Origin of the sequence: Qipengyuania sp. (genome assembly GCF_965277845.1) — a bacterium.
Taxonomy (GTDB): Bacteria; Pseudomonadota; Alphaproteobacteria; order Sphingomonadales; family Sphingomonadaceae; genus Qipengyuania.
In genome coordinates this window covers 1,245,141-1,268,332 of record NZ_OZ255844.1, presented here as the reverse complement: position 1 = coordinate 1,268,332, position 23,192 = coordinate 1,245,141, and the positions used below count along the sequence as shown (strand labels likewise).

The following is a 23,192-nucleotide window of genomic DNA, read 5'->3' as shown; positions in this document are numbered from 1 at the left end:
CAGGGAACGTCACGATGAGACGTATCATAGATGCTGCACTGGCCAGCCTTGTCCTCGCCGCCTGCGCTCCCGCCGGCCAGAGCGGTGACGAGTCCGCTGCCACGCCGGAGACCGCGCTCACTCCGACGGGCGAACCTGCGCCGGAAATCTTCTCCGCCACAGCCTGGCGCGCCGTGGCGGAGGACGGTGCGCGCTACACCACCTATCTCGATCCCGACGGTACCTATCGCGATTTGCGCAATGGCGATCCCTGGCAGACCGGCAGCTGGACCTATGATGAAGGCGCGCGTCCCAAACTGCTGTGTTTCACGCCCGATGACGAAAATGCCATCGAGCGCTGCTGGGAGCCCGGCCGGATGTCCGGTGACACCATGCGGGCCGAAAGCGACGGCGGGCTGACCATCGAACTCGAGCGGGTGGATTACGAGCTGCCCGCCGAAGGGGAACCCGCCGAGGACGATTCGGGGGCGTGACAGATGCGCCCGCACCGCTGCTCGAATTTTGCGACTTGCGGAAAACCTACGAGACGACTGCGGCGGTCGACGGAGTTTCGCTGGCGATCGCGCAGCGCGAATTCGTTGCGCTGGTCGGCGCTTCCGGCTCGGGCAAGTCGACACTGCTGAAGACGGTCAACCGGCTCGTCGACCCGACGACCGGTACCGTGCGGTTCGAAGGCGAAAACGTCGAAAGCCTGCCGCTCGCCGCACTGCGCCGCCGGATCGGCTATGTGTTCCAGTCGATCGGCCTGTTTCCGCACATGCGAGTGGACGAGAACATTGCCATCGGCCCGCGGCTGGTCGGCGAGAAGCTGGCGGAAGGGCGGATTGCCGAACTGCTCGAACTGGTCGATCTCGACTCGACCCTCGCTGCGCGAATGCCCGACGAATTGTCCGGCGGGCAGCGCCAGCGCGTCGGGGTTGCGCGCGCTCTGGCCAACGAGCCGCACCTGCTGCTGATGGACGAGCCCTTCGGTGCGCTCGATCCGATTACGCGCGATGCGCTCGGCGAACGGGTGCGCGCGCTGCATGAGGAGCTGGGCCTGACCACCGTGATGGTGACGCATGACATGGCCGAAGCCCTGCTGCTGGCCGACCGGGTGCTGGTGATGCATGCAGGCCGCGTCGTCGCCGACGAGACGCCGCATGCCCTGCTGGACGGTGCGGGCGGCGAGATCGCGCAGGGTCTCGTCGCCGTCCCGCGCGCGCAGGCCGACCGGCTGGCGGAGCTGGCACGGTGAACGATATCGGGATTGCGCTTCTAGGCCTCGGCGACAAGCTGGCCGCACATGTCCTGCTGTCCGCTTCCGCCATTGCGCTGGGCATCGCGGTGGCGCTGCCCCTGACGATCTGGGCGAGCCGCTCGCCCGCCGTCGCGCGGGCGACGCTCGGTTTCGCCAGTCTCGTCCAGACGATTCCCGCGCTCGCGCTGCTGGCGCTGTTTTTCCCGATCCTGCTGAGCCTGCGCGCGGTCTTCGGCGAGGGATTGCCCACGCTCGGCTTCCTGCCTTCGCTGCTGGCGCTCTCGCTCTATGCCCTGCTGCCGATCCTGCGCAACGCGGTGACCGCGCAGGCCAATCTCGACCCGGGCGTGATCGAGGCCGCCGATGGAGTGGGAATGAGTTTCTGGCAGCGCCTGCGGCTGGTCGAAGCCCCGCTGTCCGCGCCCTATATCATGGCCGGCATCCGCACCGCCGCAGTCTGGACCATCGGCGCGGCGACGCTGTCGACCACCATCGGCCAGCCAAGCCTCGGCGATCCGATATTTGCCGGGCTGCAGACTCAGAATTGGGTGCTGGTGCTTGCCGGATGCATTGCCAGCGCCGGGCTGGCGCTGGTGGCCGATGCACTGCTCGGCATGATCGAAAAAGGACTCGCCACGCGCCGACGCCTGTTGGCTGTCGGCGGGCTGGGCGCGGTCGTGCTCGGCGTCCTGACCGCGCTCACCGTGCAGTTCGGGGCCAGCGACGATGATCGCATCGTGATCGGCGCCAAGAGTTTCTCGGAACAGTATATCCTCGCCCGTCTGATCGGACAGCGGCTCGAGGCGGCAGGCTATTCGGTGGACTATCGCGACGGACTCGGTTCGGCAGTAGCGCATCGCGCGGTCTCGACCGGAGCGATCGACGTGCTGGTCGATTACACCGGCACGATCTGGACCAATCAGATGGAGCGGCGCGACAATCCCGACCGCGATGCCATGCTTGCCGAGATTATCGAGTGGGAAACGCGCACCAGCGGTACGCATGTCCTGGGCCGGCTGGGATTCGAGAATGCCTATGGCCTCGCCATGCCACGAGCGAAAGCCGAGGCAGGCGGCTTCGAGAGCATCGGCGATCTCGCCGCGCGCGCTCCCAGCATGACCATCGGCGGCGATCCGGAATTCTTCGAGCGGCCCGATTGGTTCGGAGTACGCGACACCTATGGGCTGCGGTTTGCCGAGCGGCGCAATTTCTCGCCCACATTCATGTACAACGCGCTGCAATCGGGGGAGGCCGACGTGATCGGCGCCTATACTTCGGACGGGCGGATCGCGGCCGACGATTTGGTATTCCTCGACGACCCAGAGGGCGCCTTTCCGAATTACGACGCCATCGTCCTGCTCAGCCCGGAGACGGGAGCGGACGACGGGATCGTCGCCGCGCTGTCGCCGCTGGTCGGCGCGATCGATGTCGAGGCGATGCGCGCGGCCAATCTTTCGGTCGACCGCGAGGAAGACCAGCTGTCGTTCGACGAGGCCGCGCGCAGGCTGGCTCAGCGCGTCGGCCTGTGACCTAGCGCGCCCGATTCCACACCTGCGTCTGGCAGAACGGCCCGATACAACCCTTTACCTCGAGCCGATCCGCTCCCTTTCGACGGATGACCGAGCGGTAGGTCTTGCCGCTCTTGGGGTCGTAGATCGTCCCGCGCCACAATTCCGCTTCCTCGGTAAAGCCGGTCAGGATCGGCATGCCCAGGAGCTTGCGGCCGCGCTTCGCCCTGTCTTTGTTATTCACGTCGCGCTGGTCCACCCCCTGCGGCGGGGGCACGAGGAACTTCGCAATCCGCCCGCAGGTGCTGCGCCCGCAATCGCCGATCTGGATAATCGCGTCTTTCTCGGCCGTGATCCAGCGCCCCTCGATCGGATCGGCGGCAGCAAGCGGGGTGGCGGCGAGCGACAGGGCGGCAAGGGCGAGCAGGCGTTTCATGTCTCGGATTTCCTCCGCTGGCCTTCGGGAAAGCCGGCCCCGCGCGGCCAGTCGCGCGCGGTCAATGCCATGCATTTGAACGGCTCGCCCATTGCCTCGGGCTGAACGAGACGGTCGTGCGCCACCTTGATCTCCCCGGCGCGGGAGGGTGAAGCCTTGGCCAGCGCCTGCGCACGCAATCCGACGCCCATCGAGGTGAGCCACGCACCCTGCGTGGTCAACATGCTCGCCACGCCTTCGCGGCGCGCAATCGTATCGAGCGTGGCGAAATCTACATGCGCGGTGAGGTCCATCTCGCCCGGCGCGGCAAAGACATCGACTTTCTCATGCGCGCGCACCGCCTGCAGCGTCGAGCCGGTGCGCGGTGCCAAATGCCCGTAATCGATCAACAGCGCCGCCCCGCCCTGCACGTCGAGCCGCCGCGCCAGCGCCTCGACCAGCGCGGCCGCCGCCGGGCAGGTCTCGATTACCGTGCCCGGCTGCGCAGCGCGCTGCCCCTCTGGCACGGCGTCCTCCATCGGGTTCGGACCCGCGACAAAGGCAAGCTCGCCTTGTTCGAGGCCCACCATCCGTTCGCGCCAGCCCTTTTCGGTCATCGCCAGCTGGCGGATCGGCAGCGCGTCGAGGAATTCATTGGCCAGCAGCAGGATCGGCCGGTCTTCGGGCAGCGTATCGAGCGTATCGTGGAATTGCGCACCGCCGAGCGCCCCACTCTGCACTTTGCGCAAGGCCTCCGAGCCCTCGACAAGGTGCACATCCGGCCGCAACCCCTGGCTCGCCATCGCGCGCAAGGCGTCCCTCGCCAGCGTCCCGCGTCCCGGGCCGAGCTCGACATAGATCGCCTCCGCGGGTCGGCCCGCCCGTGTCCAGATATCCGCCAGCCACAGCCCGGCCATCTCGCCGAACATCTGGCTGACTTCGGGCGCGGTGGTGAAATCGCCGGCTGCGCCGAGCGGATCGCGCGAGCTGTAGTAACACGCGTTGCTCTCGCCCATGTAGCGCGACACCGGCATCGGTCCGTGCTGCGCGATCAGACGGCGAAACGTCGCCGCAAGGTCGGTATGCCCGCCATCGCTCATGTGGTTTGCGGTTTGACTTTCGCCGCGCCGCCCACCGGTGGTTTCATCAGCGCATAGGCGATAACCACCAGGCCGATGGCGATCATCGGAAGGCTGAGCCACTGGCCGCGCGAGAGGCCGGTTTCGACCACGACATAGGCAAGGTGCGCATCGGGCTCGCGAAAGAATTCCATCAGGAAGCGGCCCAGCCCCATGCCGATGGTGAACACGCCGACCAGCAGCCCGGCGCGGTAGCGCGCGCGGGTCGACCAGAACAGCGCCATCAGCACCACGCCGAGAAGCAGCCCCTCGAAGCCGGCCTGATAGAGCTGGCTGGGATGGCGGGCCAGCTGGTCGGGATCGGTCGGAAAGACCATGGCAAGCGGAAAATCGCTTTCCACAGGACGGCCGTAGAGCTCGCCATTGACGAAATTTGCCAGTCGACCGAGCATATAGGCCAGCGGCACGTTGACCGCGATGTAATCGCAGATTCGCAGCCAGTTCAGCCCGCCGCGCCAGGCGACCCAGCTGATCGCGACGAGCACGCCGATCACGCCGCCATGGAAGCTCATCCCGCCTTCCCACAGCTTGAACAGATCGGTGCTGGCGAGCAGTTCGGGCTTGTAGAAGGCCGCATAGCCCAGACGCCCGCCGAGGATCACGCCAAGCGTGCAGTAGAAGAACAGATCGTCGGCATGGCGCTGCGCCATCGGCGCGCCAGGCGATTTGATCATCTTCGACAGATGCCAATAGCCGAACAATATGCCGAGCAGGTAGGCGAGCGAATAGAACCGCAACTGGAATCCGCCGATCTCGAACAGATAGGGGCGCAGCCCCAGATTCTCCCAGTAGATCGGCTCCGCGGCGCCCGATGCAGCCAGTAGTGACAGCAAGTCGTAATCCCCTTAGAGGTGTGTCCAAGGCCGCGACCGGCGACCCATCGGGGGCGGCTTTTGGCATAGCAGGGGTTTTGGGGAAAGCCTGCGTCGAGCCGCAATTCATGCGCGAGCCTCGAACACGGGGCCGTGCGCCGTATTGGAGAGGACACGAAACAACCCATGCCGACACAACTCGACAAGGACATCGACCGGATCACCAAGGCCGTGACCGCACCCGGCCAGATGTTCGAGCTGACCGAAGTCACCCGCCGCGGCGTAACCATGCCCGCATTCAAGAACGCCCCGCCCAGCGTGGTGCACTACTTTGCGTATTTCTGTAACGAGAAGAAGGACGAGGTCTTCATCGTCGACGGCGATATGCGCCTGACTTTCGGCGAGATCTGGCACGCGGCCACCCATGTGGCGCATGGCCTCGCCACCGAACACGGCATCGAGAAGGGCGACCGGGTCGGGCTTGCCGCACGCAATTCGACCAACTGGATCGTCGCCTACATGGGCATCCTCATGGCCGGCGGCTGCGCGACGCTGCTCAACGGCTGGTGGACGGGCGAAGAGCTCGCTTACGGAATCGAGCTGTGCGAATGCAAGCTGGTGCTGGCCGATCCGCAGCGGGCCGCCCGACTCGAAGGTATCGAGCATCCGGCCAAGCTGGTCGTGTTCGACCATGGCACGCCGTCCGAAGGCCTCGCCCCTGTCTGGGCTGCCGGCGATACGGCGATGCAGATGCTCGGGCAGATCGGGCCGGACGACCTGGCGACCATTCTCTATACATCGGGTTCGACCGGCCATCCCAAGGGCGCCTATTCGGACCATCTCGGCGTGGTTTCGGGCACGATGAACTATGTCTGCCAGACCGCGATGATCCTGCAGTTGCTGACCGAGCGCGGCGAAGCGCCGACCGTGCAGCCCAGCGCGCTGGTGGCGGTGCCGCTGTTCCACGTTACCGGCGAGGTCCCGCTGTTCCTGCAAAGCTTCGCCATGGGGCGCAAGCTGGTGCTGATGCCCAAATGGGACGCGACCGAAGCCCTGCGCCTGCTCGAGAAGGAACAGATCACCTATTTCGTCGGCGTGCCGCTGATGAGCTATGAAATCGCGGTCCATCCCGAGCGCGAGAAATACGATCTCTCCCAGTGCAAGACCTTTGCCGGCGGCGGGGCCGCGCGCCCGATCGAGCATGTGAAGAAGATCAAGGATGCCTTTCAGGACGGTTATCCCGTCCTCGGATATGGCCTCACCGAAACCAACGGAGTGGGCGCGGGCAATCTCAACGAGAACTACCTCGCCAAGCCAAGCAGCACCGGCATGCCCTCGTTGCCGCTGGTCGACATGGCGATCCTCGACGATGACGGAGAGCCTCTAGAAACCGGCAAGATCGGCGAAGTGTCGATCCGCTCGGTGTGCAACTTCCTCGGCTACTGGAAGAACGAGGAGGCCACCAAGGCCGCCTATTCCGACGATGCGTATTTCCGGACCGGCGATCTCGGCTATCTCGACGAGGACAATTACCTCTTCATCGTCGATCGCAAGAAGGACATCATCATCCGCGGCGGTGAGAACATCTCCTGCATAGAAGTGGAAGAGGCCATCTATGCGCATCCGAAGGTGGCCGAATGCTCGGTCTTCGGCCTGCCCGACGAACGCTTCGGCGAGATTCCCGCGGCGGTCTACTATCTGCACCCGGGCGAAAGCCTGTCGGCCGAGGAACTGCAGGACTTTCTGCGCGAACATATCGCTGCGTTCAAAGTTCCTTCGCTGATGTGGCAGAGCGAAGAGCAGCTGCCGCGCCTCGGAACGCAAAAGGTCGACAAGCGCACGGTCAAGGCCAATTACGCCAAGGAGCACCAGGCCGCTTGAGCGCAATCCGAGTCCCCCGACAGCGCGCGATCATCGACAGGCGCAAGCTTGCCTCCGCGATCGAAGCGCTGGTCGGGGAGCATGGCGATAAGGCACGTCCGCATGTGGTGAAATTGCTCAAGGCCGCGCTCGACTCAGGGCGCGCCGAGCTTGAACGCAGGCTGGAAGAAAGGCCTTCGGCCGGACACGAGAATGCGGGCGGCTTTGCCTTCCTCATCGACCAGTTGATCCGCGTGATCCACGATCATGCGACCACCCATCTCTATCCCGCCGCCAACCGCTCGCAGGCAGAGCGGCTCGCGGTCATGGCGGTGGGCGGATACGGCCGCGCGGAAATGTCGCCGCATTCGGATGTCGACATCGCTTTCCTTGTCGGGGGAAAGAAAACCGCCTGGTGCGAGCAGGTGGTCGAGGCGATGCTCTATATGCTGTGGGACCTCGGGCTAAAGGTCGGCCATTCCACGCGCACGCTCGACGAGGCGATGCGCCTGTCCAAGAGCGACCTCACGATCCGCACTTCGCTGCTCGAAGGGCGCTACGTCTGGGGGGACCAGGAGCTTTTCGACGAGGGATCGCGGCGATTCACCATGGAAGTGGTGCGCGGCAACGAGCGTGCGTTCGTCACCGAAAAGCTGGCCGAACGCAATGCGCGGCACGTTCGCATGGGCGATAGCCGCTATGTAGTCGAACCCAATGTCAAGGACGGCAAAGGCGGCCTGCGCGACCTCCATACGCTCTACTGGATCGGCAAGTTTATTCACCGGGTGCGTACGGCATCCGAACTGGTCGATGTCGGCCTGTTCACGCGGGCCGAATATCGCAGCTTCCGGCGCGCGGAGAACTTCCTCCTCGCGGTGCGCAGCCACATGCATGTCCTCACCGGCCGGGCCGAGGATCGGCTGACCTTCGACCTCCAGCGGCGTATCGCCGAACGGATGAATTTCGCCGAGCGCCCCGGCAAGAGTGCGGTCGAGCGCTTCATGCAGTTCTATTTCCTGCAGGCCAAGCGCGTCGGCTCGCTTACCGGGGTGTTCCTCGCGCATATCGACGAGCAGTTCGAGGCCAGGACGGCGCGCCGCGGTTTCTTTGCCGGGTGGAAAGCCAAGGCACGGCAACTCAAGGGATATCGCGTGCATGCCGGCAAGATCGGCGCCCCATCCGACGACTGGTTCAAGCGGAACCCGGTTCGGCTGATCGAAATTTTCCAGCTGGCCGAGGCCGAAGGGCTTGAAATTCATCCCGAAACCATGCGCCAGGCGAACCGGGACTGCGGGCTGATCGACCATTCGATCCGCGAGGACGAACGCGCCAATGCGCTGTTCCTCGACCTGCTGTGCGGCCGCAACGATCCCGAAATGGTGTTGCGCTGGATGAACGAGGCGGGTGTGTTCGGGAAATTTGTTCCCGATTTCGGCAAGGTCAACGCGCAGATGCAGTTCGACATGTACCACCACTATACGGTGGACGAGCACACCATCCGCGCGATCGGATTGCTCAACAAGATCGAGAAGGGCAAACTGGCGGACGACCACCCGCGTGCCACGCGGCTGATCCACAAGGTCAATTCGCGCCGCGTCGCCTATGTCGCTGTGCTGCTGCACGACATCGCCAAGGGGCGCGGGGGCGATCATTCGGTGCTGGGCGCCGAGGTCGCGGAGGAACTGTGCCCGCGCTTCGGCCTGACCGAAAGCGAGACCGAGATGGTCGCCTGGCTGGTGCTCAACCATTTGCTGATGAGCCATACGGCGCAAAAGCGCGACCTGACCGATCCAAAGACGATCGAGGATTTCGTCGCGCAGGTGCAGAGTCAGGAACGCCTGCGTCATCTCGCGATCCTGACCGCGGTCGATATCCGCGCGGTCGGACCGGGCACGTGGAACAGCTGGAAGGGCCAGCTTCTGGGCGAACTTTATGACGTTTCCAGCGAACGGCTGCGGCTCGGCCATATGCGCCACGGGCGCGGCCAGAAGATCGCGCATAAGCAGGCAGAGGTGGTCGAGATCCTCGGCGACGAGGCTGCGCTGGTCGAAGATCTCGCAAAGACCATGGGCGACGCCTATTGGATCGCCGAGCCGAGCGACATCATCGCGCTCAATCTCGTGCATTACGCGGCCGCGCGCCAGCAGGAACACGAGCTGTCGATCCACTGCGAATATTACGAGGCACGCGGCGCGACACTGGTGACGGTGATCGCCGCGGACCACCCCGGCCTGTTCTACCGCATCGCTGGGGGAATCCATCTTGCCGGCGGCAACATCATCGACGCGCGGATCCACACGACGCGCACTGGCTGGGCGCTCGACAATTTCCTCGTCCAGGACCCGCATGGCGAGCCCTTTGCCGAAGCGGGCCAGCTCGCACGGCTCGAGAAGAGCATCGCCGACGCGCTTTCGAATACCGTCGACCTCGCGCCCCGTCTAGCCCAACGCCCGCTGGCGCACAGCCGGGCGCGCGCCTTCGATGTCGCTCCGCGCGTGCTGTTCGACAACAAGGCCTCCAACAAGTTCACCGTGATCGAGGTGAATGCGCGCGATCGCCCCGCATTGCTCAATCGGCTTGCGCGCGCGCTGTTCGAAAGCCGACTGGTAGTGCATTCCGCGCATGTCACCAATTACGGCGAGCGCGCGGCCGACACTTTCTACGTGACCGACCTCACCGGCGGAAAGCTCGAGCCGGGCGAGCGCATGAACCGTATCGAGGCGCGGTTGATGGAAGCCGCCAGCGACGCGATGCAGGACCGGCTCGAGAACGCGTAAGCGGCCGGCTCAGCCCGGTTCGCTACGTTCTCCGAACAACGCCGTGCCCACGCGCACATGCGTCGCGCCGAGCTTGACAGCGGTTTCGTAATCGCCGCTCATGCCCATGCTGCGGCCTTCCAGTCCGTGGTCGCAGGCCAGCTTGTCGAGAAGGGCAAAGAAGGGGGCGGGCTCGATCTCGAAGGGTGGCAGGCACATCAGCCCCGCCACCGGGATGTCCGCATCGCGCGCCCGGTCGAGCAGCTTGGGCAGATCTGCCACCGCGCAGCCACCCTTCTGTTCCTCCTCCCCCACGTCGACCTGAACGAAACACGGTATGCGCTTGTCCAGCTTGTCCATCGCCTTGCCCAGCGCCTTGACCAGGCTCGGGCGGTCGAGCGAGTGGATCGTGTCGAACAGTGCTACCGCATCCTCGGCCTTGTTCGACTGGAGCTGGCCGATCAGGTGCAAGTGCACATCGGGATAGGCTTCGCGCAGCGCGGGCCATTTCCCCTGCGCTTCCTGCACGCGATTCTCGCCGAAATGACGTTGGCCTTGGCGCAGCAGCGGTTCGATTCTCTCCGCCGGATGCGTTTTGCTGACTGCGATCAGCGTGACATCATCGGGCTCGCGGCGGGCGATCGTGCAGGCCTTGGCGATGTTCGCCCGCACCTGCTGAAGCGGAGTGTCTGCCTTTTCCATCGCGCCGCGCTATAGCGTGTATGTGGCTCGAAACCAGTCCCTCCCCCTGCTGTGGCTGCTCAGCGATGCGCGCAACGACGCGCGGCTGGAGACGGCCCTGCGCGCATTGCCGGAAAGGTCGGGCTTCGTGTTTCGCCACTACCATCTCGATCCCGAGGCACGGCGCGCGCGGTTCGACGAACTGGCAACCACGGCGCACAGCCTTGGCCACACCGTCATCCTGTCGGGTGTCGAGGACTGGGGCGCGGACGGACATTACGGCCCGCCGGAGCGCCTTGGCCCGGGCCTGCGTCTCGCCACCGCACATGACGGCGACGAAATGCACACAGCGCTCGAGGCCAACCCTGATGCGATTTTTCTCTCGCCGGTGTTCCCGACAGCATCGCATCCCGGTGCCGCGACGCTCGGCGTTGAACGCTTTCACGCGCTCGCGCGGCAGTCGCGAGTGCCCGTAATCGCACTGGGCGGCATGACGCACAAACGGGCACGCGAACTCGACTGGCCCCGCTGGGGCGCGATCGACGGACTCGGTTCATCTCCGACCGAAGGGAGGCAAGGGCGACCGCCCGCCCGCAGCGACTGCAAGGAGCGAGGATAGCCAAGTGAGCGGATGCGAACGCCGGCGCTTGAGGCGAACCGAAACAGACGCCGCTTGACCTCGGAGTCCCCGAGGATTCATACTGCACGCTCTCGACGGATCAGGGGAACACAGATGGCTTCGCGCGCAGGCGCAGCACCCGATTGGCGCGCGGCATTCCGCCGCTCCTTCCGCCGCGCCACGCATATGGCAGGCGCGGGGCTGCTGTTCGCGCTGCTTATCTTCCTGACGCTCTCGCTGGCGAGCTACACGCAGACCGATCCCAGCCCATCGACCGCCGCCAGCGGCGACGACATTCGCAACTGGATGGGCGCCAGCGGCGCCTGGGCGAGCGAGCGAGCGCTCAATTTCCTCGGGCTGCCCGCGGTTCTGCTGCTGCCGCTTCTCTACATCTCCGCGCGTCGATTGTGGACCGGGGTCGAGCGCGAGGACGAGGAGGAAACGCCCGGCCGCTGGTGGGGTCCCTTCGCCATGCTGCTCGCCGCAATCGTGCTGCTCGGCACAGTGCTCGCACTCATGTTCGACCCGGCGACCGGCAGCCTGCCTGCCGGCCTTGGCGGATTGTTCGGCCAGCTGGGCGGTCTTTCCATCGAGGCGGTGGCGGACCGGTTCGGCGGCGAATTCGCAGGCTGGATCGTGCTGGCGCTCGCTCTGGTGGCGCTCGGCGGAGGAATTGCACTGGTCACGCGCGTCTTCGCGATCGACTGGGCACAGTTCCTCACTCTTCCGGATTTCGTCAGGCGCAGGGCGCAACTGCCGGACCTCGACCTGCCGCTCGCCCCGAAAAAGCAGAAGCGCGCCAAACAACGGGTCGAGGATGAGGACGATACCGACGCGGTTCCAGTACGCGAGCCGCGCCGCGCGCCCGAGATCGCCGATCCCGCGCCGACTCCCGCGCAGCCCAAACCCGCCAAGGCCAAGCAGCGCGACATGTTCGCCAGCTTCCAGCTGCCGAGCCACGATTTGCTCGACGATGCACCGGAAAGCGCGGCGCCCAAGCTCGACAAGATGGCGCTCGAACGCAATGCGCGCCTGCTCGAAAACGTGCTCGACGATTTCAACGTCAAGGGCGAGATCACCGCCGTTCGCGCCGGCCCGGTGGTGACCATGTACGAGCTCGAACCCGCGCCCGGCATCAAGGCCAGCCGCGTGGTCGGCCTGGCCGAGGATATCGCGCGCAACATGTCCGCGATCTCCGCGCGCGTCTCACCCATTCCCGGCCGGACGGTGATCGGGATCGAACTTCCCAATGCCGACCGCCAGATGGTGAGCTACAAGCAGCTCGCCAATTCGGCCGCCTTCGTCGACCACAAGGGCAGCCTGCCGATGATCCTTGGCAAGGATATCGCGGGCGAACCGATCGTCGCCGACCTCGCCGCCATGCCGCACCTGCTCGTCGCGGGCACTACCGGGAGCGGTAAATCGGTCGGGCTCAATGCCATCCTGCTGTCGCTGCTCTACCGCTTTACTCCCGACGAGTGCCGCCTGATCCTGATCGATCCCAAAGTGCTCGAACTCAAGAGCTACGACGATATTCCGCACCTGCTCAGCCCCGTGGTGACCGAACCGCACAAGTCGGTGCGCGCGCTCAAATGGGCGGTCGAGGAGATGGAGAAGCGCTATCGCATGATGAGTAGCGTGAACTCACGCAACATCGCGGGATTCAACGAGAAGGTGAAAAAGGCGATCGAAAAGGGCAAGCCGCTCGGCCGCCGCGTGCAGACCGGCTTCGATCCCGAAACCGGCGAGGAGCTCTACGAAGAAGAGCAGCTCGATTACGAACCGCTGCCGCTGATCGTGCTGATCGTCGACGAGCTGGCCGATTTGATGGTCACCGTGGGCAAGGAGATCGAGGTCCTTATCCAGCGCCTTTCGCAGAAATCGCGCGCGGCAGGTATCCACCTGATCATGGCGACGCAGCGCCCCTCGGTCGACGTCATCACCGGCGTGATCAAGGCCAATCTGCCCACGCGGATCAGCTTCAAGGTGACCAGCCGCATCGACAGCCGCACGATCCTGGGCGAACAGGGCGCCGAACAACTGCTTGGCAAGGGCGACATGCTCTACAAGCCCAACACCGGCGCGATGATCCGCGTGCACGGCCCGTTCGTGTCGGACGAGGAAGTCGAGCGCGTCGCCGATCACTGGCGCGCGCAGGGCAAGCCCGACTATGTCGACGCGGTCACCGAAGAGCCCGAGGACGGTGGGTTCAATTTCGAGGACGAATTCACCGCCAGCGACAATCCCGACGAGCGCAAATACCGCCAGGCGTGCCAGATCGTGATCGAGAACCAGAAGGCGAGCGGCAGCTGGCTGCAGCGCCAGATGGGCGTCGGCTACAACACCGCCGCCAAGTGGATCGAGCGGATGGAGGCCGAAGGTCTGGTCGGCCCCGCCAACCATGTCGGTCGCCGCGAAATCTTCCGCGACCAGGACGGCAATCCGATCTAGGCCGCCAGCGCCGACCGGCCGAGGTATCGCGCAGATTTGACGCGACTTCCTTTCGACTTGCGGCTAAATCGCGCAGCAATGCCTACCGCGACCGAGACTTCCGCTACTCCCGCCCCATCGGGTGCTTCGGGGGGGAGCGAGCAATCCAAGCGGCGCCCGATCAGCCGCTGGACTCTCCTGCGCGCGCTCGCGGAAATCCGCATGTGGTGGCGCGACGGGGTCATCGCCGACCTCGACCACGTCGCCACGATCGAGCGGGTGCGTGGCGAATCGCTGCTGACCAGTCGCTATATCTTCATGACCGCGATGAGCGCCGGGATCGCCATCCTCGGCCTGCTGCTCTCCTCACCCGCCGTGGTGATCGGCGCCATGCTGCTGTCGCCACTGATGAGTCCGATCATCGGAACGGGCTTTTCGCTGGCGACCGGCGATGCCGACTGGCTGCGGCGTTGCGGCAAGGCGCTGGCTGCCGGCTCGCTCTTCGCCATCCTTTTCTGCGCGCTGATCGTCTTCTTCTCTCCGCTCCAGACGGTGACCGAGGAAATCGCCGCACGCACGCGGCCCAATCTGTTCGACCTGCTGGTGGCGTTGTTCTCGGCACTGGCAGGCTCCTATGCGGTAATCCGCGGACGCGAGGGCACGATCGTCGGCGTGGCCATCGCCACCGCCTTGATGCCGCCGATTGCCGTAGTCGGCTTCGGTCTCGCCACCTTCAACTGGACGGTCTTCGCCGGGGCGCTGGGCCTGTTCATCACCAACCTCGTTACCATCGGCCTGACCGCGGCAATCATGGCGCGGCTCTACGGGTTCGAATCGGGCGTGACCAATCGCCAGGGCAAGGTCGAATCGGTCGTCATCCTTGCGGTGTTCATCGCCATGGCGGTGCCGCTGGGCTTTTCGCTGCGGACGATCGCTTGGGAAGCCAACGGCCAGCGGATCATCAACCAGGAGGTCGCCGAGGCCTTCACCGATCGCGCGCGCGTCGAGCAGCCGGTCGTCAATTGGGACTCCGAGCCGGTGACCGTGTCGGCCAGCGTCTTTACCCCCGAATTCAACCCCAATGCCGACTCCGAGGTCGCACGGCGCCTGATCGAGCGGCTAGGCCGCGCGGTGGTGGTCAACATCGACCAGTTCCAGGTCGGCACCGATCCGGGGGCCGCCGAACAGGCCGCGCTGGCGCAGGCCCGCGCGCGCGAAGCGGCCGAGGCCAGCGAACGGCAAATCGCCACGCTCGCACGCAGCCTGGCGCTGATTGCCGGAGTCGAACGAGGCGACGTCCTGCTCGACCGCGAAAACAAGCGTGCGCAGGCTGCGGCGCAGCCGCTCGAAGGGCTCACACTGTCGGGCTATCGCGAGCTAGAGCGCCGGCTCGAACGCACCGTACCCGGCTGGACGGTCGAATTGCGTCCGCCGCTGGCCGAATTGCCCGATGTGACGTTGGGCGAGGAAGGGCTGGATGCCGAAAATGCCATCCGCCTCGCGCTGGTCGGCTGGGCCGCGCGGCGCACCGGGCTGCGCATCACGCTGACCGGCAGCGAAGACGCGCTGGAAGCCGTACGCCTAGGGCTCGGCGAAGATGCGGAATTCGTCGACCTGCGTGCCGAGGGACAAGGCGACACGGTGAGCGCCGCCTGGTCGACCGCAAGCGCGCCCTAGACCATCCGCGCAGGCTTGCCGCAGCTTGGTTACAGCTGTAACGGGCGCGCCCATATAAGGAGTCCTCCCCATGCTCATCGGCAGCCCCAAGGAAATCAAGAATCACGAATACCGCGTCGGCCTGACGCCCGAGAGCGCGAAAGAGCTCGTCATGCAGGGTCACGAGGTATGGATCGAAACGCAAGCGGGCTGCGGGATCGATGCCGCCGACGAGCAATATGTCGCCGCCGGGGCGAAGATCGTCGACGGGCCTGACGCGATCTTCGCCGAGTGCGAAATGGTCGTGAAGGTCAAGGAACCGCAGGCGGTCGAGCGTAAGAAGCTGCGCGAGGGCCAGATCCTCTACACCTATCTCCACCTCGCCCCCGATCCGGATCAGACCAGGGATCTCGTCGAAAGCGGCGTCACCGCCATCGCTTACGAGACCGTCACCGGTCCGCGCGGCCAGTTGCCGCTCTTGAAGCCGATGAGCCAGGTCGCCGGTCGCATGAGCGTGCAGGCCGGCGCGACCGCGCTCGAGAAGGCGCATGGCGGACGCGGTGTGCTGCTCGGCGGGGTGCCGGGCGTGATGCCGGGCAAGGTCGTGGTGATCGGCGGCGGTGTGGTCGGCTTCAACGCCGCGCAGATGGCAGTCGGCCTTGGCGCGGACGTCACCATCCTCGACCGCGATCCCGAGGTGCTGGAGAAGGTCGGCACGCATTTCGAAGCGCGCGCCAGCACGCGCTTCTCGAATGCCGCGAACCTTTACGACGCCGTGTGTAACGCCGATCTCGTCATCGGTGCGGTGCTGATTCCCGGCGCGGCGGCACCCAAGCTGGTGACCCGCGACATGCTCGGCGACATGCAGAAGGGCGCGGTGCTGGTCGATGTCGCGATCGACCAGGGCGGCTGCTTCGAAACCAGCAAGCCGACCACGCATGCCGATCCGACCTATGTGGTCGACGATATCGTCCATTACTGCGTCGCCAACATGCCCGGCGCAGTGGCGCGCACCAGCACCTATGCGCTCAACAACGTCACCCTGCCGCACGCGCTGCGCATCGCCCGCATGGGGTGGAAAGCCGCGCTCGCCACCGACCCGCACCTCGCCGAAGGCCTCAACGTCCACAAGGGCGAAGTGACCTATGAAGCGGTCGCCAGCGAACTGGGCTACGATTACCGCCCGGTGGCGGACATCCTCGCCTAGACGAAGGGTTCGAGCACGTCGGGCCTGACGCGGACCAGCCGGCCCGAAGCACGATCGAGCATCGCCCAGGTGGTCGCCGCGCCGACGATGACCTTGCCCGCAGCGTTGCGGAAATCGACGCGCCGCAGCGAGGTCGCGCCCCGCGCAGGCCCCTCGATCCAGGTTTCGCCGGTAACGCTTTCGCCGGCATCGATATTGCCGCGATAGTCGATCTCGTGACGCGTCACGACCCAGAAGAACACCGCGCGATCCTCCGGTCGGGCCACCGCGTCCCAATGCGCGGTGGCCATGTCCTGGATCCACTGCACCCACACCGCATTATTGACGTGGCCGAGCTCGTCGATGTGCTCGGCCCTGGCGGTAAAGCGCTTGGTGAATAGCGTTCCCATCCCGACCGCCTAGAGCGCTACGCCCAGTGCCGCGAGATCGGCCCGCGCCTGCTCCGCATCGGTGAAACGGCGTGCGACCATCCCCACTGCCTCCGCGCCCGAGACATTGGCCGGTACGTCATCGAAGAACAGGCATTCGCTCGGGTCCAGCGAACCCGCCTCGATCACGTGATCGTACATTTTCGGATCGGGCTTCAGCACGCCCAGTTCCGCCGATAGCGCCGCGGCTTCGAACATCGGCCAGAAATCGTGCCGCTCCTTCAGATGGGCGACGATTTCATGCACGTTGTCGGTTATCGCGAAAAGGCGGTAGCCCGCCGCCTGCAGTTCCTTCATCAGGTCATGGGTGTCTTCGAGCAGCACCATGCTGTCCATCAGCACATCGTACAGCCGGTCGACCTCGGCCGAGGTCAGGCCCAGCTCGGCGATGTAAAGCGCTTTCGCATCCGCCAGCGTGTGCTCGCCGCGATTGACCGCGAGCCAGATGGGATTGCTGGACAATGCGGGCCTAAAGGCCGGGTCGTCGACCCGTTCGCTGCCGAAGGCCTTTCGCTCGATCCCCCGAGGGTCCCACGGGACGACGACATTCCCGATATCGAAGACGACATTGCTGATGGTCAATCCGCGTCCCCGAAACCCAGCTGCCACAGGATGAAGGCGACTTCCTCGGCCGTTTCGCGGATCGACTGGAAACGGCCCGACTTGCCGCCGTGCCCGGCGCCCATATTGGTCTTCAGGAGCAGCTCGTTGTCGTCGGTCTTGTATTCGCGCAGCTTGGCGACCCATTTGGCGGGTTCCCAATAGGTCACGCGCGGATCGTTGAGCCCGGCGGTCACCAGCATCGGCGGATAGTCCTGCGCCACGACCTGGTCGTAGGGGCTGTAGCTCAGGATATAGGCGAAGGCCTGCTTCGACAGCACCGGATTGCCCCATTCGGGCCATTCGCCGGGCGTCAGCGGCAGTTCCTCGTCGAGCATGGTGTTGAGGATGTCGACGAAGGGCACATGCGCCACCACCGCGCCCCACAGATCGGGATCGGTGTTGGCGACCGCGCCCATCAGGCTACCGCCCGCCGAACCGCCCGAGATGCTGATCTTGCCCTTTTCGGTATAGCCCTTTGCAACGAGACCCTTCGCCGCGTCGACGAAATCGTTGAACGTGTTGGTGCGTTCGTTGAGCTTGCCCTGCAGGTACCATTTGCGCCCCAGATCGTCGCCGCCGCGAATATGCGCGATGGCATAGGCGAAGCCGCGATCGACTAGGCTGAGGCGCGTGCTGGAAAAGCCCGGTGGAACCGCATAGCCATAGGCGCCATAGGCATAGAGATGCAGCGGGCCGGTCTTCGGCCGGTCCTTGCGCATGACCAGGCTGACCGGGATCATGGTCCCGTCGCGCGCCGCGATCTCGACCCGCTCGGTGGTATAGAGATCGGCATCGTAGCCGCTCGGTATCTCCTGTTGCTTGAGCAGTTCGAGCTCGCCGCTGGCGACGTCGTAGTCATAGACCGAATCCGGAGTGACCATGCTCTCGTAGGAAATGCGCAGCTTGTCCTGATCGTATTCGGGGTTGTTATCGAGCCCCGCATTGAAGCTCGCCTCGGCAAAGGCGACAGGCTTGACGAGGTTGGGATCGGCGTAGGAGCGCAGCTGGATCTGGTCGAGCCCGCGTAGCCGCCCTTCGGTGACGTAGAAGTCCTTGAACAGGTCGAAATCGGTCAGGTAAAACTCGTCCGATCCGGCGATCAGCGTGGTCCATTCGCCCGGCGCCTCAAGCGAGGCGGTCGCCAGCCGGAAATTGACGTGATCGTCGTTTGTATGGACCCACAGCGTCCCGTCGCGCACGTCGACGTCGTATTCGACGCCCTTGGTCCGCGGCTTCACCAGAATCGGCTCGGCAGTCGGATCGTCTGCGGGAACAAGGCGGACCTCGCTGGTCTCGTTGTCGCCGGTGGAGATGATGAGCCAGTCTTCCTGCGCGGAGAGGCCGCTACCGACCCGGAAGCCTTCGTCCTGCGTCTCGCGATAGAGCTCGACATCCTCGCTGACCGGCGTGCCCAGCACATGCATGGTCGCATCGTGGACGCGCCAGTTGTCGTCGGCGGTGCCATAGACCAGCGCGGTGTCGTTCTTCACCCACACCAGCCCCGACAGCGTGCCCGGGATTTCGTCGGGCAGCAGTTCGCCGGTCTGCAAATCCTTGATCCGCGCGGTAAAGCGTTCGGACCCGTTGGTGTCGGCCGAATAGGCGAGATAGCGCCCGTTCTGCGAGACCGAAAAGGCGCCCAGACGGAAGTATTCGACGTCCTTGGCCAGCTCGTTCTCGTCGAGGATCAGTACCGGATCGCCGCCGGCCACCGGCTTACGGTAATATTTGCGGTACTCCGCACCCTCTTCGAATTCGGACCAGTAGAGCCAGTCGCCGCGGCGCTGCGGTACGGTGGAATCGTCCTCCTTGATCCGCGCTTTCATCTCTTCGAACAATTTGTCGACCAGCGGCTGGTGCGGCTCCATGCGCGCTTCGAACCAGGCGTTTTCCGCTTTCAGGTGATCGAGCACATCCTCGTCGTCGATCGTCGGATAGGACTGGTCCTTCAGCCAGTGATAGGGATCGGCGATTGTGATGCCGTGATGCGAATAGCTGTGGTCGCGCTTCTCGGCAGTCGGCGGCGAAGTCGGCTGTGTCACTTGGGTCCCTTCGGAAGTCTGGGCATGGGTTGGCGCGGCCAGCGCCAGGGCTGCGGCAGATAGGCACGCGGCGTATCGCATGAAAGGCATGATCGGTCCTCCCCAAGCGGCGCAAAACTGGAAAGCGGCGCCGCGGATGACTATGAATGGGGAGTGATTATGCGGCCATGCCATGGCCCGCAAGCGCCGAGTCGCGCAAAGCGCAACCGGCCTCGATGAAAGGATTCCTCCCATGCTGATGCAGACCTACGAAGCCCGCCTCGACGGATTGCGCCGCGAACTCGCCAAGCGCGGGCTCGACGGCTTCGTGATCCCGATCTCCGACGAGCATATGAGCGAGTATGTCGGCGCCTATGCGCAGCGCCTCCAATGGCTGACCGGCTTCGGCGGCAGCGCAGGCAGCGCAGCGGTGCTCACCGACAAGGCGGCGATGTTCACCGACGGCCGCTATACCGTGCAGGTGCGCGAGCAGGTCGACGGCATGCTGTACGATTACGAGGACGTGCCCGCCACTTCACCTGCGAAGTGGATTGCAGAGCACGCGCCCGAGGGTGCGAAGATCGGCTACGATGCGTGGCTCCACGGCATCGGTTGGGCCGAGGAGGCGCACAAGCTGTTCGCCAAGAAGGGCATCGAGCTGGTCCCGGTCGCGGGCAATCCGATCGATGCGATCTGGGACGACCGCCCGCAAGCCTCGCTCGCCGCCGCAGTCCCGCATGACGCGGAGCACGCCGGCCGATCGAGCGCCGACAAGCGCGCCGAGGTGGCCGACTGGCTCAAGGCCGAAGGCTATGACGCCACAGTGATCAGCGCGCTCGATTCGGTCGCCTGGCTGCTCAACATGCGCGGCAAGGACGTCGACAATACGCCGGTCGCGCTGTCCTATGTCCTAGCGCATGCCGACGGTACCGCCGAGCTGTTCATCGCGCTCGACAAGGTCACTCCCGAACTGACCAAGCATCTCGGCAATGCGGTGACCGTACGACCCCGGGATGAATTCGTGCCCGCGCTCGAAGCGCTGCAAGGCAAGACCGTCGCGGTCGATCCTAACCATGCGGTCGCGGGTATCTTTCACGCCCTTAAGACGGGCGGGGCGACCGTGGTTCGCGCAGACGACCCCACCGTCCTCCCCAAGGCGATCAAGAACCCTGCCGAACAGCAGGGCCACCGCGACGCGCAGGCCCGCGACGGGGCGGCGGTGTCGCGCTTTCTGCGCTGGATCTCGATCCATGCGCCCTCGGGCGAAATCGACGAGCTGACCGCTGCGGCCAAGCTGCGCGAATTCCGCGAGGCGGTCGGCGTGCTGAAGGACGCGAGCTTCGACACGATCAGCGCCGCCGGTCCGCATGCCGCGCTGCCGCATTACAAGGTGGACGAGGACAGCAATATCCCGATCCCGCCCTCCTCGATCTACCTGTGCGATTCGGGCGGCCAGTATCTCGACGGCACCACCGACATCACGCGCACCGTGTGGGTCGGCCCGGGTGAACCCACCGCCGAAATGATCGAGCGCAACACCCGCGTCCTCAAGGGCCACATCCAGCTCGACATGCAGAAATTCCCCGACCACACCACTGGCGGCGCGCTCGATGCGCTCGCGCGTATGCATCTGTGGAACGGTGGGGTCGATTACGGCCATGGCACCGGCCACGGCGTGGGCAGCTATCTCTCGGTCCACGAGGGTCCGCAGCGCATTTCCAAGCCCGGCGGCGCCTTCCCCGGCACCGAAACGCCGCTGCGCGAAGGCATGATCCTGTCGAACGAGCCCGGCTATTACAAGGCGGGCGCCTATGGCATCCGGATCGAGAATCTCGTGCTGGTGGTGCCGGCCGGTATCGAGAGCGAGGGCGACTATCTCGGCTTCGAAACGCTGACCTTCGTGCCGCTCGACCGGCGTCTGGTCGACAAGGACCTGCTCACCCCGGCCGAAATCGACTGGTGGAACGAGTATCACGCCAAGGTCTGGAACATCCTCTCGCCGCAGCTCGCGGGTGAGGACCTCGAATGGCTGAAAGCGGAATGCGCACCCTTGTAGGAATGTCTTTGTTCCCGTATTGTTCTCGCGAATCGCTAGCGGTCGCGAGTCGCTGAAACAAGGAGCATTACCATGATCGGATACGTCACCCTCGGGACCAACGACCTCGAGCGCGCAGCCAAGTTCTACGACCCTATCGCCGCCGAAATGGGCGTCGGGCGGATGATGGAGTTCGACAGTTTCATTGCCTGGGGCGATCCGGGCGGCGGTGCCGGGATCGCCGCCACCAAGCCGTTCGACGGCAAGGAGGCGAGCACCGGCAATGGCACCATGGTCGCGCTGCAGGCCAAGGACCGCGACCAGGTCAAGCGGCTTTACGACATCGCGCTCGCCAATGGCGGCAGCTGTGAGGGCGAGCCCGGCCCGCGCGGCGAGCCCGACGAGAACGGCATGGTGTTCTACGCCGCCTATTTCCGCGATCCGGACGGCAACAAGCTGAACGCCTTCCTCATGGACAAGGTGGGCTGACATGACCGGGCCACGCCGTCTCGCCGACAGCTTCATCCATCTGGGGCTCGGCGCGACGGCGGTCCCCCAGCCGCCATTCGACGGGATGGAATGGTACGAGGCTTATGGCCAACGGCACGGTGCCGACGGGCGCGAGGGCCGGCTGGTCAGCCAGCACACATTCACCGAAGGCTGGCCGAGCTGGGAAATGCACCCGCTGGGCGACGAGGTGGTGATCTGCATCGCGGGCGAAATGGTCCTGACGCAGGAATTTCCCGGAGGTCGCCGTGAATCGGTGACGCTGACGCCGGGCGAATATGCGATCAACCCGCCCGGCGTGTGGCATATCGCCGACGTCGAGGACGAGGCGAGCGCGATTTTCATCACTGCGGGCGAGGGAACGCAGCACCGCCCGCGCTGACTTTCGCTCCGGTGAACGGACCCGCCGGTGCGGTACAATGCGTTACAATTCAGGCCGGGTTCGGGATATTGCTGCGACATTGCAACCCTAGAACAGGGACACGAGCTGCGGCGGGCTTCACACGATCCCTCTCAGACCCCCCTGGTCCGTCGCAGCTCTCCAGACCTTTGGAGATATGCGATGACCAAGACTTTTCTCACGCTTTCCGCCGCCACGCTGGCGCTGACCGGCACGGCCGCGCTCGCCAATCAGGATCGCTGGACCAAGCCGGACGCCGATGGCGACGGCGTGGTGACGCTGAGCGAAGCGCGCGCGCATGGTGCGCAGGCTTTCGAACGGATGGACGCCAATGGCGACGGCGTGCTCGACGCCGGGGATCGCGCAGCCATGCAGCAGGAGATGTTCGCGAGGGCCGACAGCAATGGTGACGGCGAATTGTCGCAGGACGAAATGCGAGCCATGCGCGAAGCGCGAATGGAACGCCGCGAACAGCGCCGGGCACAACGCGCCGAGCGCCGCGCCGCACGCATGGACGAGCGCTTTGCCCGGTTCGATACCGACAATTCCGGCGGTCTTTCGCAGGATGAACTGGCCGCGATGCGCGAAGCGCGTGGTCAACGCCGCGGCATGCGCCGTGGCCAGGGCCCGCGACGCATGCTGCGCATGGCCGATAGCGATGGCGATCGCACCGTGACCCGCAGCGAATTCGACACTGCGGTCGAAGCCCGCTTCGCCCGTGTCGACGCCGATGGCGACGGCGCGATCACCCAGGCCGAGCGGACCGCCGCGCGGCAGGCGATGCGCGCCGAATGGCGGGCCAAGCGCAGCGAGCGGCGCGGCCAGTAAGCGCTTGATCGCGCGCGCATTCCGGCGGTAGGCGCGGGCAAGGACAG

The 23,192-nt window shown here is 65.2% G+C and carries 20 protein-coding genes; 13 read left to right on the top strand and 7 right to left on the bottom strand.

The window, feature by feature from the left end; translation table 11 throughout:
• Positions 1–14 precede the first annotated feature (14 nt).
• From ACQY4G_RS06255 to ACQY4G_RS06245, 3 genes are read left to right on the top strand one after another with little or no spacing between them, the layout of a single operon-like run.
• Positions 15–473: a hypothetical protein gene (locus ACQY4G_RS06255; RefSeq protein WP_421989533.1), complete on the top strand. Its 459-nt coding sequence runs from the start codon at positions 15–17 to the stop codon at positions 471–473.
• Entirely contained in the window at positions 470–1,237 is a 768-nt protein-coding gene (locus tag ACQY4G_RS06250; RefSeq protein ID WP_421989531.1) for an ATP-binding cassette domain-containing protein, read from the top strand. Before ACQY4G_RS06255 ends, ACQY4G_RS06250 begins: the two co-directional genes overlap by 4 nt.
• Positions 1,234–2,769: an ABC transporter permease/substrate-binding protein gene (locus ACQY4G_RS06245; RefSeq protein ID WP_421989529.1), complete on the top strand. Its 1,536-nt coding sequence runs from the start codon at positions 1,234–1,236 to the stop codon at positions 2,767–2,769. The genes ACQY4G_RS06250 and ACQY4G_RS06245 overlap by 4 nt, the downstream gene beginning before the upstream one ends.
• A 1-nt stretch (position 2,770) precedes the next feature.
• Here ACQY4G_RS06245 and ACQY4G_RS06240 read toward each other — a convergent pair whose 3' ends face one another.
• From ACQY4G_RS06240 to lgt, 3 genes are read right to left on the bottom strand one after another with little or no spacing between them, the layout of a single operon-like run.
• Positions 2,771–3,184: a DUF2147 domain-containing protein gene (locus ACQY4G_RS06240; protein ID WP_421989527.1), complete on the bottom strand. Its 414-nt coding sequence runs from the start codon at positions 3,182–3,184 to the stop codon at positions 2,771–2,773.
• Positions 3,181–4,263, bottom strand: a complete 1,083-nt coding sequence (locus tag ACQY4G_RS06235; protein WP_421989525.1) for a class I SAM-dependent methyltransferase — start codon at positions 4,261–4,263, stop codon at positions 3,181–3,183. Before ACQY4G_RS06235 ends, ACQY4G_RS06240 begins: the two co-directional genes overlap by 4 nt.
• Positions 4,260–5,135, bottom strand: a complete 876-nt coding sequence (lgt, locus tag ACQY4G_RS06230; RefSeq protein ID WP_291171297.1) for a prolipoprotein diacylglyceryl transferase — start codon at positions 5,133–5,135, stop codon at positions 4,260–4,262. The genes ACQY4G_RS06235 and lgt overlap by 4 nt, the downstream gene beginning before the upstream one ends.
• A 165-nt stretch (positions 5,136–5,300) precedes the next feature.
• On the opposite strand from lgt, the gene ACQY4G_RS06225 reads away from it, so the two are divergent.
• Together ACQY4G_RS06225 and ACQY4G_RS06220 are read left to right on the top strand one after the other, a co-directional pair.
• On the top strand, positions 5,301–6,995 hold the full coding sequence (locus ACQY4G_RS06225) for a class I adenylate-forming enzyme family protein (protein ID WP_421989523.1): 1,695 nt from the start codon (positions 5,301–5,303) through the stop codon (positions 6,993–6,995).
• Entirely contained in the window at positions 6,992–9,751 is a 2,760-nt protein-coding gene (locus ACQY4G_RS06220; protein WP_421989521.1) for a [protein-PII] uridylyltransferase, read from the top strand. The genes ACQY4G_RS06225 and ACQY4G_RS06220 overlap by 4 nt, the downstream gene beginning before the upstream one ends.
• Positions 9,752–9,760: 9 nt before the next feature.
• Here ACQY4G_RS06220 and ACQY4G_RS06215 read toward each other — a convergent pair whose 3' ends face one another.
• The gene (locus ACQY4G_RS06215) at positions 9,761–10,432 is read right to left on the bottom strand and encodes a YggS family pyridoxal phosphate-dependent enzyme (protein ID WP_421989519.1); all 672 of its coding nucleotides are present in this window, start codon (positions 10,430–10,432) and stop codon (positions 9,761–9,763) included.
• 16 nt (positions 10,433–10,448) lie between these two features.
• Between ACQY4G_RS06215 and ACQY4G_RS06210 the strand changes: the two genes are divergently transcribed.
• From ACQY4G_RS06210 to ald, 4 genes are all read left to right on the top strand, one after another.
• Positions 10,449–11,030: a thiamine phosphate synthase gene (locus ACQY4G_RS06210; RefSeq protein WP_421989517.1), complete on the top strand. Its 582-nt coding sequence runs from the start codon at positions 10,449–10,451 to the stop codon at positions 11,028–11,030.
• A gap of 114 nt (positions 11,031–11,144) precedes the next feature.
• Complete coding sequence (locus ACQY4G_RS06205; protein ID WP_421989515.1) at positions 11,145–13,481, top strand: DNA translocase FtsK 4TM domain-containing protein; 2,337 nt, start codon at positions 11,145–11,147, stop codon at positions 13,479–13,481.
• A 78-nt stretch (positions 13,482–13,559) separates the two neighbouring features.
• Complete coding sequence (locus ACQY4G_RS06200; protein ID WP_421989514.1) at positions 13,560–15,137, top strand: DUF389 domain-containing protein; 1,578 nt, start codon at positions 13,560–13,562, stop codon at positions 15,135–15,137.
• Positions 15,138–15,207: 70 nt separating this feature from the next.
• On the top strand, positions 15,208–16,323 hold the full coding sequence (ald, locus tag ACQY4G_RS06195; protein WP_421989512.1) for an alanine dehydrogenase: 1,116 nt from the start codon (positions 15,208–15,210) through the stop codon (positions 16,321–16,323).
• On the opposite strand, the gene ACQY4G_RS06190 is transcribed toward ald, so the two are convergent.
• From ACQY4G_RS06190 to ACQY4G_RS06180, 3 genes are read right to left on the bottom strand one after another with little or no spacing between them, the layout of a single operon-like run.
• Positions 16,320–16,712, bottom strand: coding sequence for an acyl-CoA thioesterase (locus ACQY4G_RS06190; RefSeq protein ID WP_421989510.1), 393 nt, complete (start codon positions 16,710–16,712; stop codon positions 16,320–16,322). The two genes, ald and ACQY4G_RS06190, sit on opposite strands and share 4 nt — an antisense overlap.
• A gap of 9 nt (positions 16,713–16,721) precedes the next feature.
• A complete protein-coding gene (locus ACQY4G_RS06185; RefSeq protein ID WP_421989509.1) occupies positions 16,722–17,333 on the bottom strand; it encodes an HAD family hydrolase in 612 nt (203 codons plus the stop codon).
• Positions 17,330–19,477 (bottom strand): S9 family peptidase, encoded by a 2,148-nt coding sequence (locus tag ACQY4G_RS06180; RefSeq protein WP_421993580.1) that lies wholly within the window; start codon positions 19,475–19,477, stop codon positions 17,330–17,332. Before ACQY4G_RS06180 ends, ACQY4G_RS06185 begins: the two co-directional genes overlap by 4 nt.
• A gap of 151 nt (positions 19,478–19,628) precedes the next feature.
• Here ACQY4G_RS06180 and ACQY4G_RS06175 point away from each other — a divergent pair, with 151 nt between their 5' ends.
• The 4 genes from ACQY4G_RS06175 (at position 19,629) to ACQY4G_RS06160 (ending at position 23,145) form a co-directional block, all read left to right on the top strand.
• On the top strand, positions 19,629–21,431 hold the full coding sequence (locus tag ACQY4G_RS06175) for an aminopeptidase P family protein (protein WP_421989507.1): 1,803 nt from the start codon (positions 19,629–19,631) through the stop codon (positions 21,429–21,431).
• Positions 21,432–21,503: 72 nt separating this feature from the next.
• Entirely contained in the window at positions 21,504–21,899 is a 396-nt protein-coding gene (locus ACQY4G_RS06170) for a VOC family protein (protein ID WP_067692643.1), read from the top strand.
• A 1-nt stretch (position 21,900) separates the two neighbouring features.
• Positions 21,901–22,299, top strand: a complete 399-nt coding sequence (locus tag ACQY4G_RS06165) for a cupin (protein WP_421989505.1) — start codon at positions 21,901–21,903, stop codon at positions 22,297–22,299.
• Between the two features lie 180 nt (positions 22,300–22,479).
• Positions 22,480–23,145, top strand: a complete 666-nt coding sequence (locus tag ACQY4G_RS06160; RefSeq protein WP_421989503.1) for a hypothetical protein — start codon at positions 22,480–22,482, stop codon at positions 23,143–23,145.
• The last annotated feature ends 47 nt before the right edge of the window (positions 23,146–23,192 follow it).

Bases quoted from the DNA above. Each gene is read 5' to 3' on its own strand.
- ACQY4G_RS06255 (WP_421989533.1), top strand. From the start codon at position 15: ATGAGACGTATCATAGATGCTGCACTGGCCAGCCTTGTCCTCGCCGCC.
- ACQY4G_RS06240 (WP_421989527.1), bottom strand. From the start codon at position 3,184: ATGAAACGCCTGCTCGCCCTTGCCGCCCTGTCGCTCGCCGCCACCCCG.
- ACQY4G_RS06235 (WP_421989525.1), bottom strand. From the start codon at position 4,263: ATGAGCGATGGCGGGCATACCGACCTTGCGGCGACGTTTCGCCGTCTG.
- ACQY4G_RS06225 (WP_421989523.1), top strand. From the start codon at position 5,301: ATGCCGACACAACTCGACAAGGACATCGACCGGATCACCAAGGCCGTG.
- ACQY4G_RS06215 (WP_421989519.1), bottom strand. From the start codon at position 10,432: ATGGAAAAGGCAGACACTCCGCTTCAGCAGGTGCGGGCGAACATCGCC.
- ACQY4G_RS06205 (WP_421989515.1), top strand. From the start codon at position 11,145: ATGGCTTCGCGCGCAGGCGCAGCACCCGATTGGCGCGCGGCATTCCGC.
- ACQY4G_RS06200 (WP_421989514.1), top strand. From the start codon at position 13,560: ATGCCTACCGCGACCGAGACTTCCGCTACTCCCGCCCCATCGGGTGCT.
- ald (WP_421989512.1), top strand. From the start codon at position 15,208: ATGCTCATCGGCAGCCCCAAGGAAATCAAGAATCACGAATACCGCGTC.
- ACQY4G_RS06190 (WP_421989510.1), bottom strand. From the start codon at position 16,712: ATGGGAACGCTATTCACCAAGCGCTTTACCGCCAGGGCCGAGCACATC.
- ACQY4G_RS06180 (WP_421993580.1), bottom strand. From the start codon at position 19,477: ATGCGATACGCCGCGTGCCTATCTGCCGCAGCCCTGGCGCTGGCCGCG.
- ACQY4G_RS06175 (WP_421989507.1), top strand. From the start codon at position 19,629: ATGCTGATGCAGACCTACGAAGCCCGCCTCGACGGATTGCGCCGCGAA.
- ACQY4G_RS06170 (WP_067692643.1), top strand. From the start codon at position 21,504: ATGATCGGATACGTCACCCTCGGGACCAACGACCTCGAGCGCGCAGCC.
- ACQY4G_RS06165 (WP_421989505.1), top strand. From the start codon at position 21,901: ATGACCGGGCCACGCCGTCTCGCCGACAGCTTCATCCATCTGGGGCTC.
- ACQY4G_RS06160 (WP_421989503.1), top strand. From the start codon at position 22,480: ATGACCAAGACTTTTCTCACGCTTTCCGCCGCCACGCTGGCGCTGACC.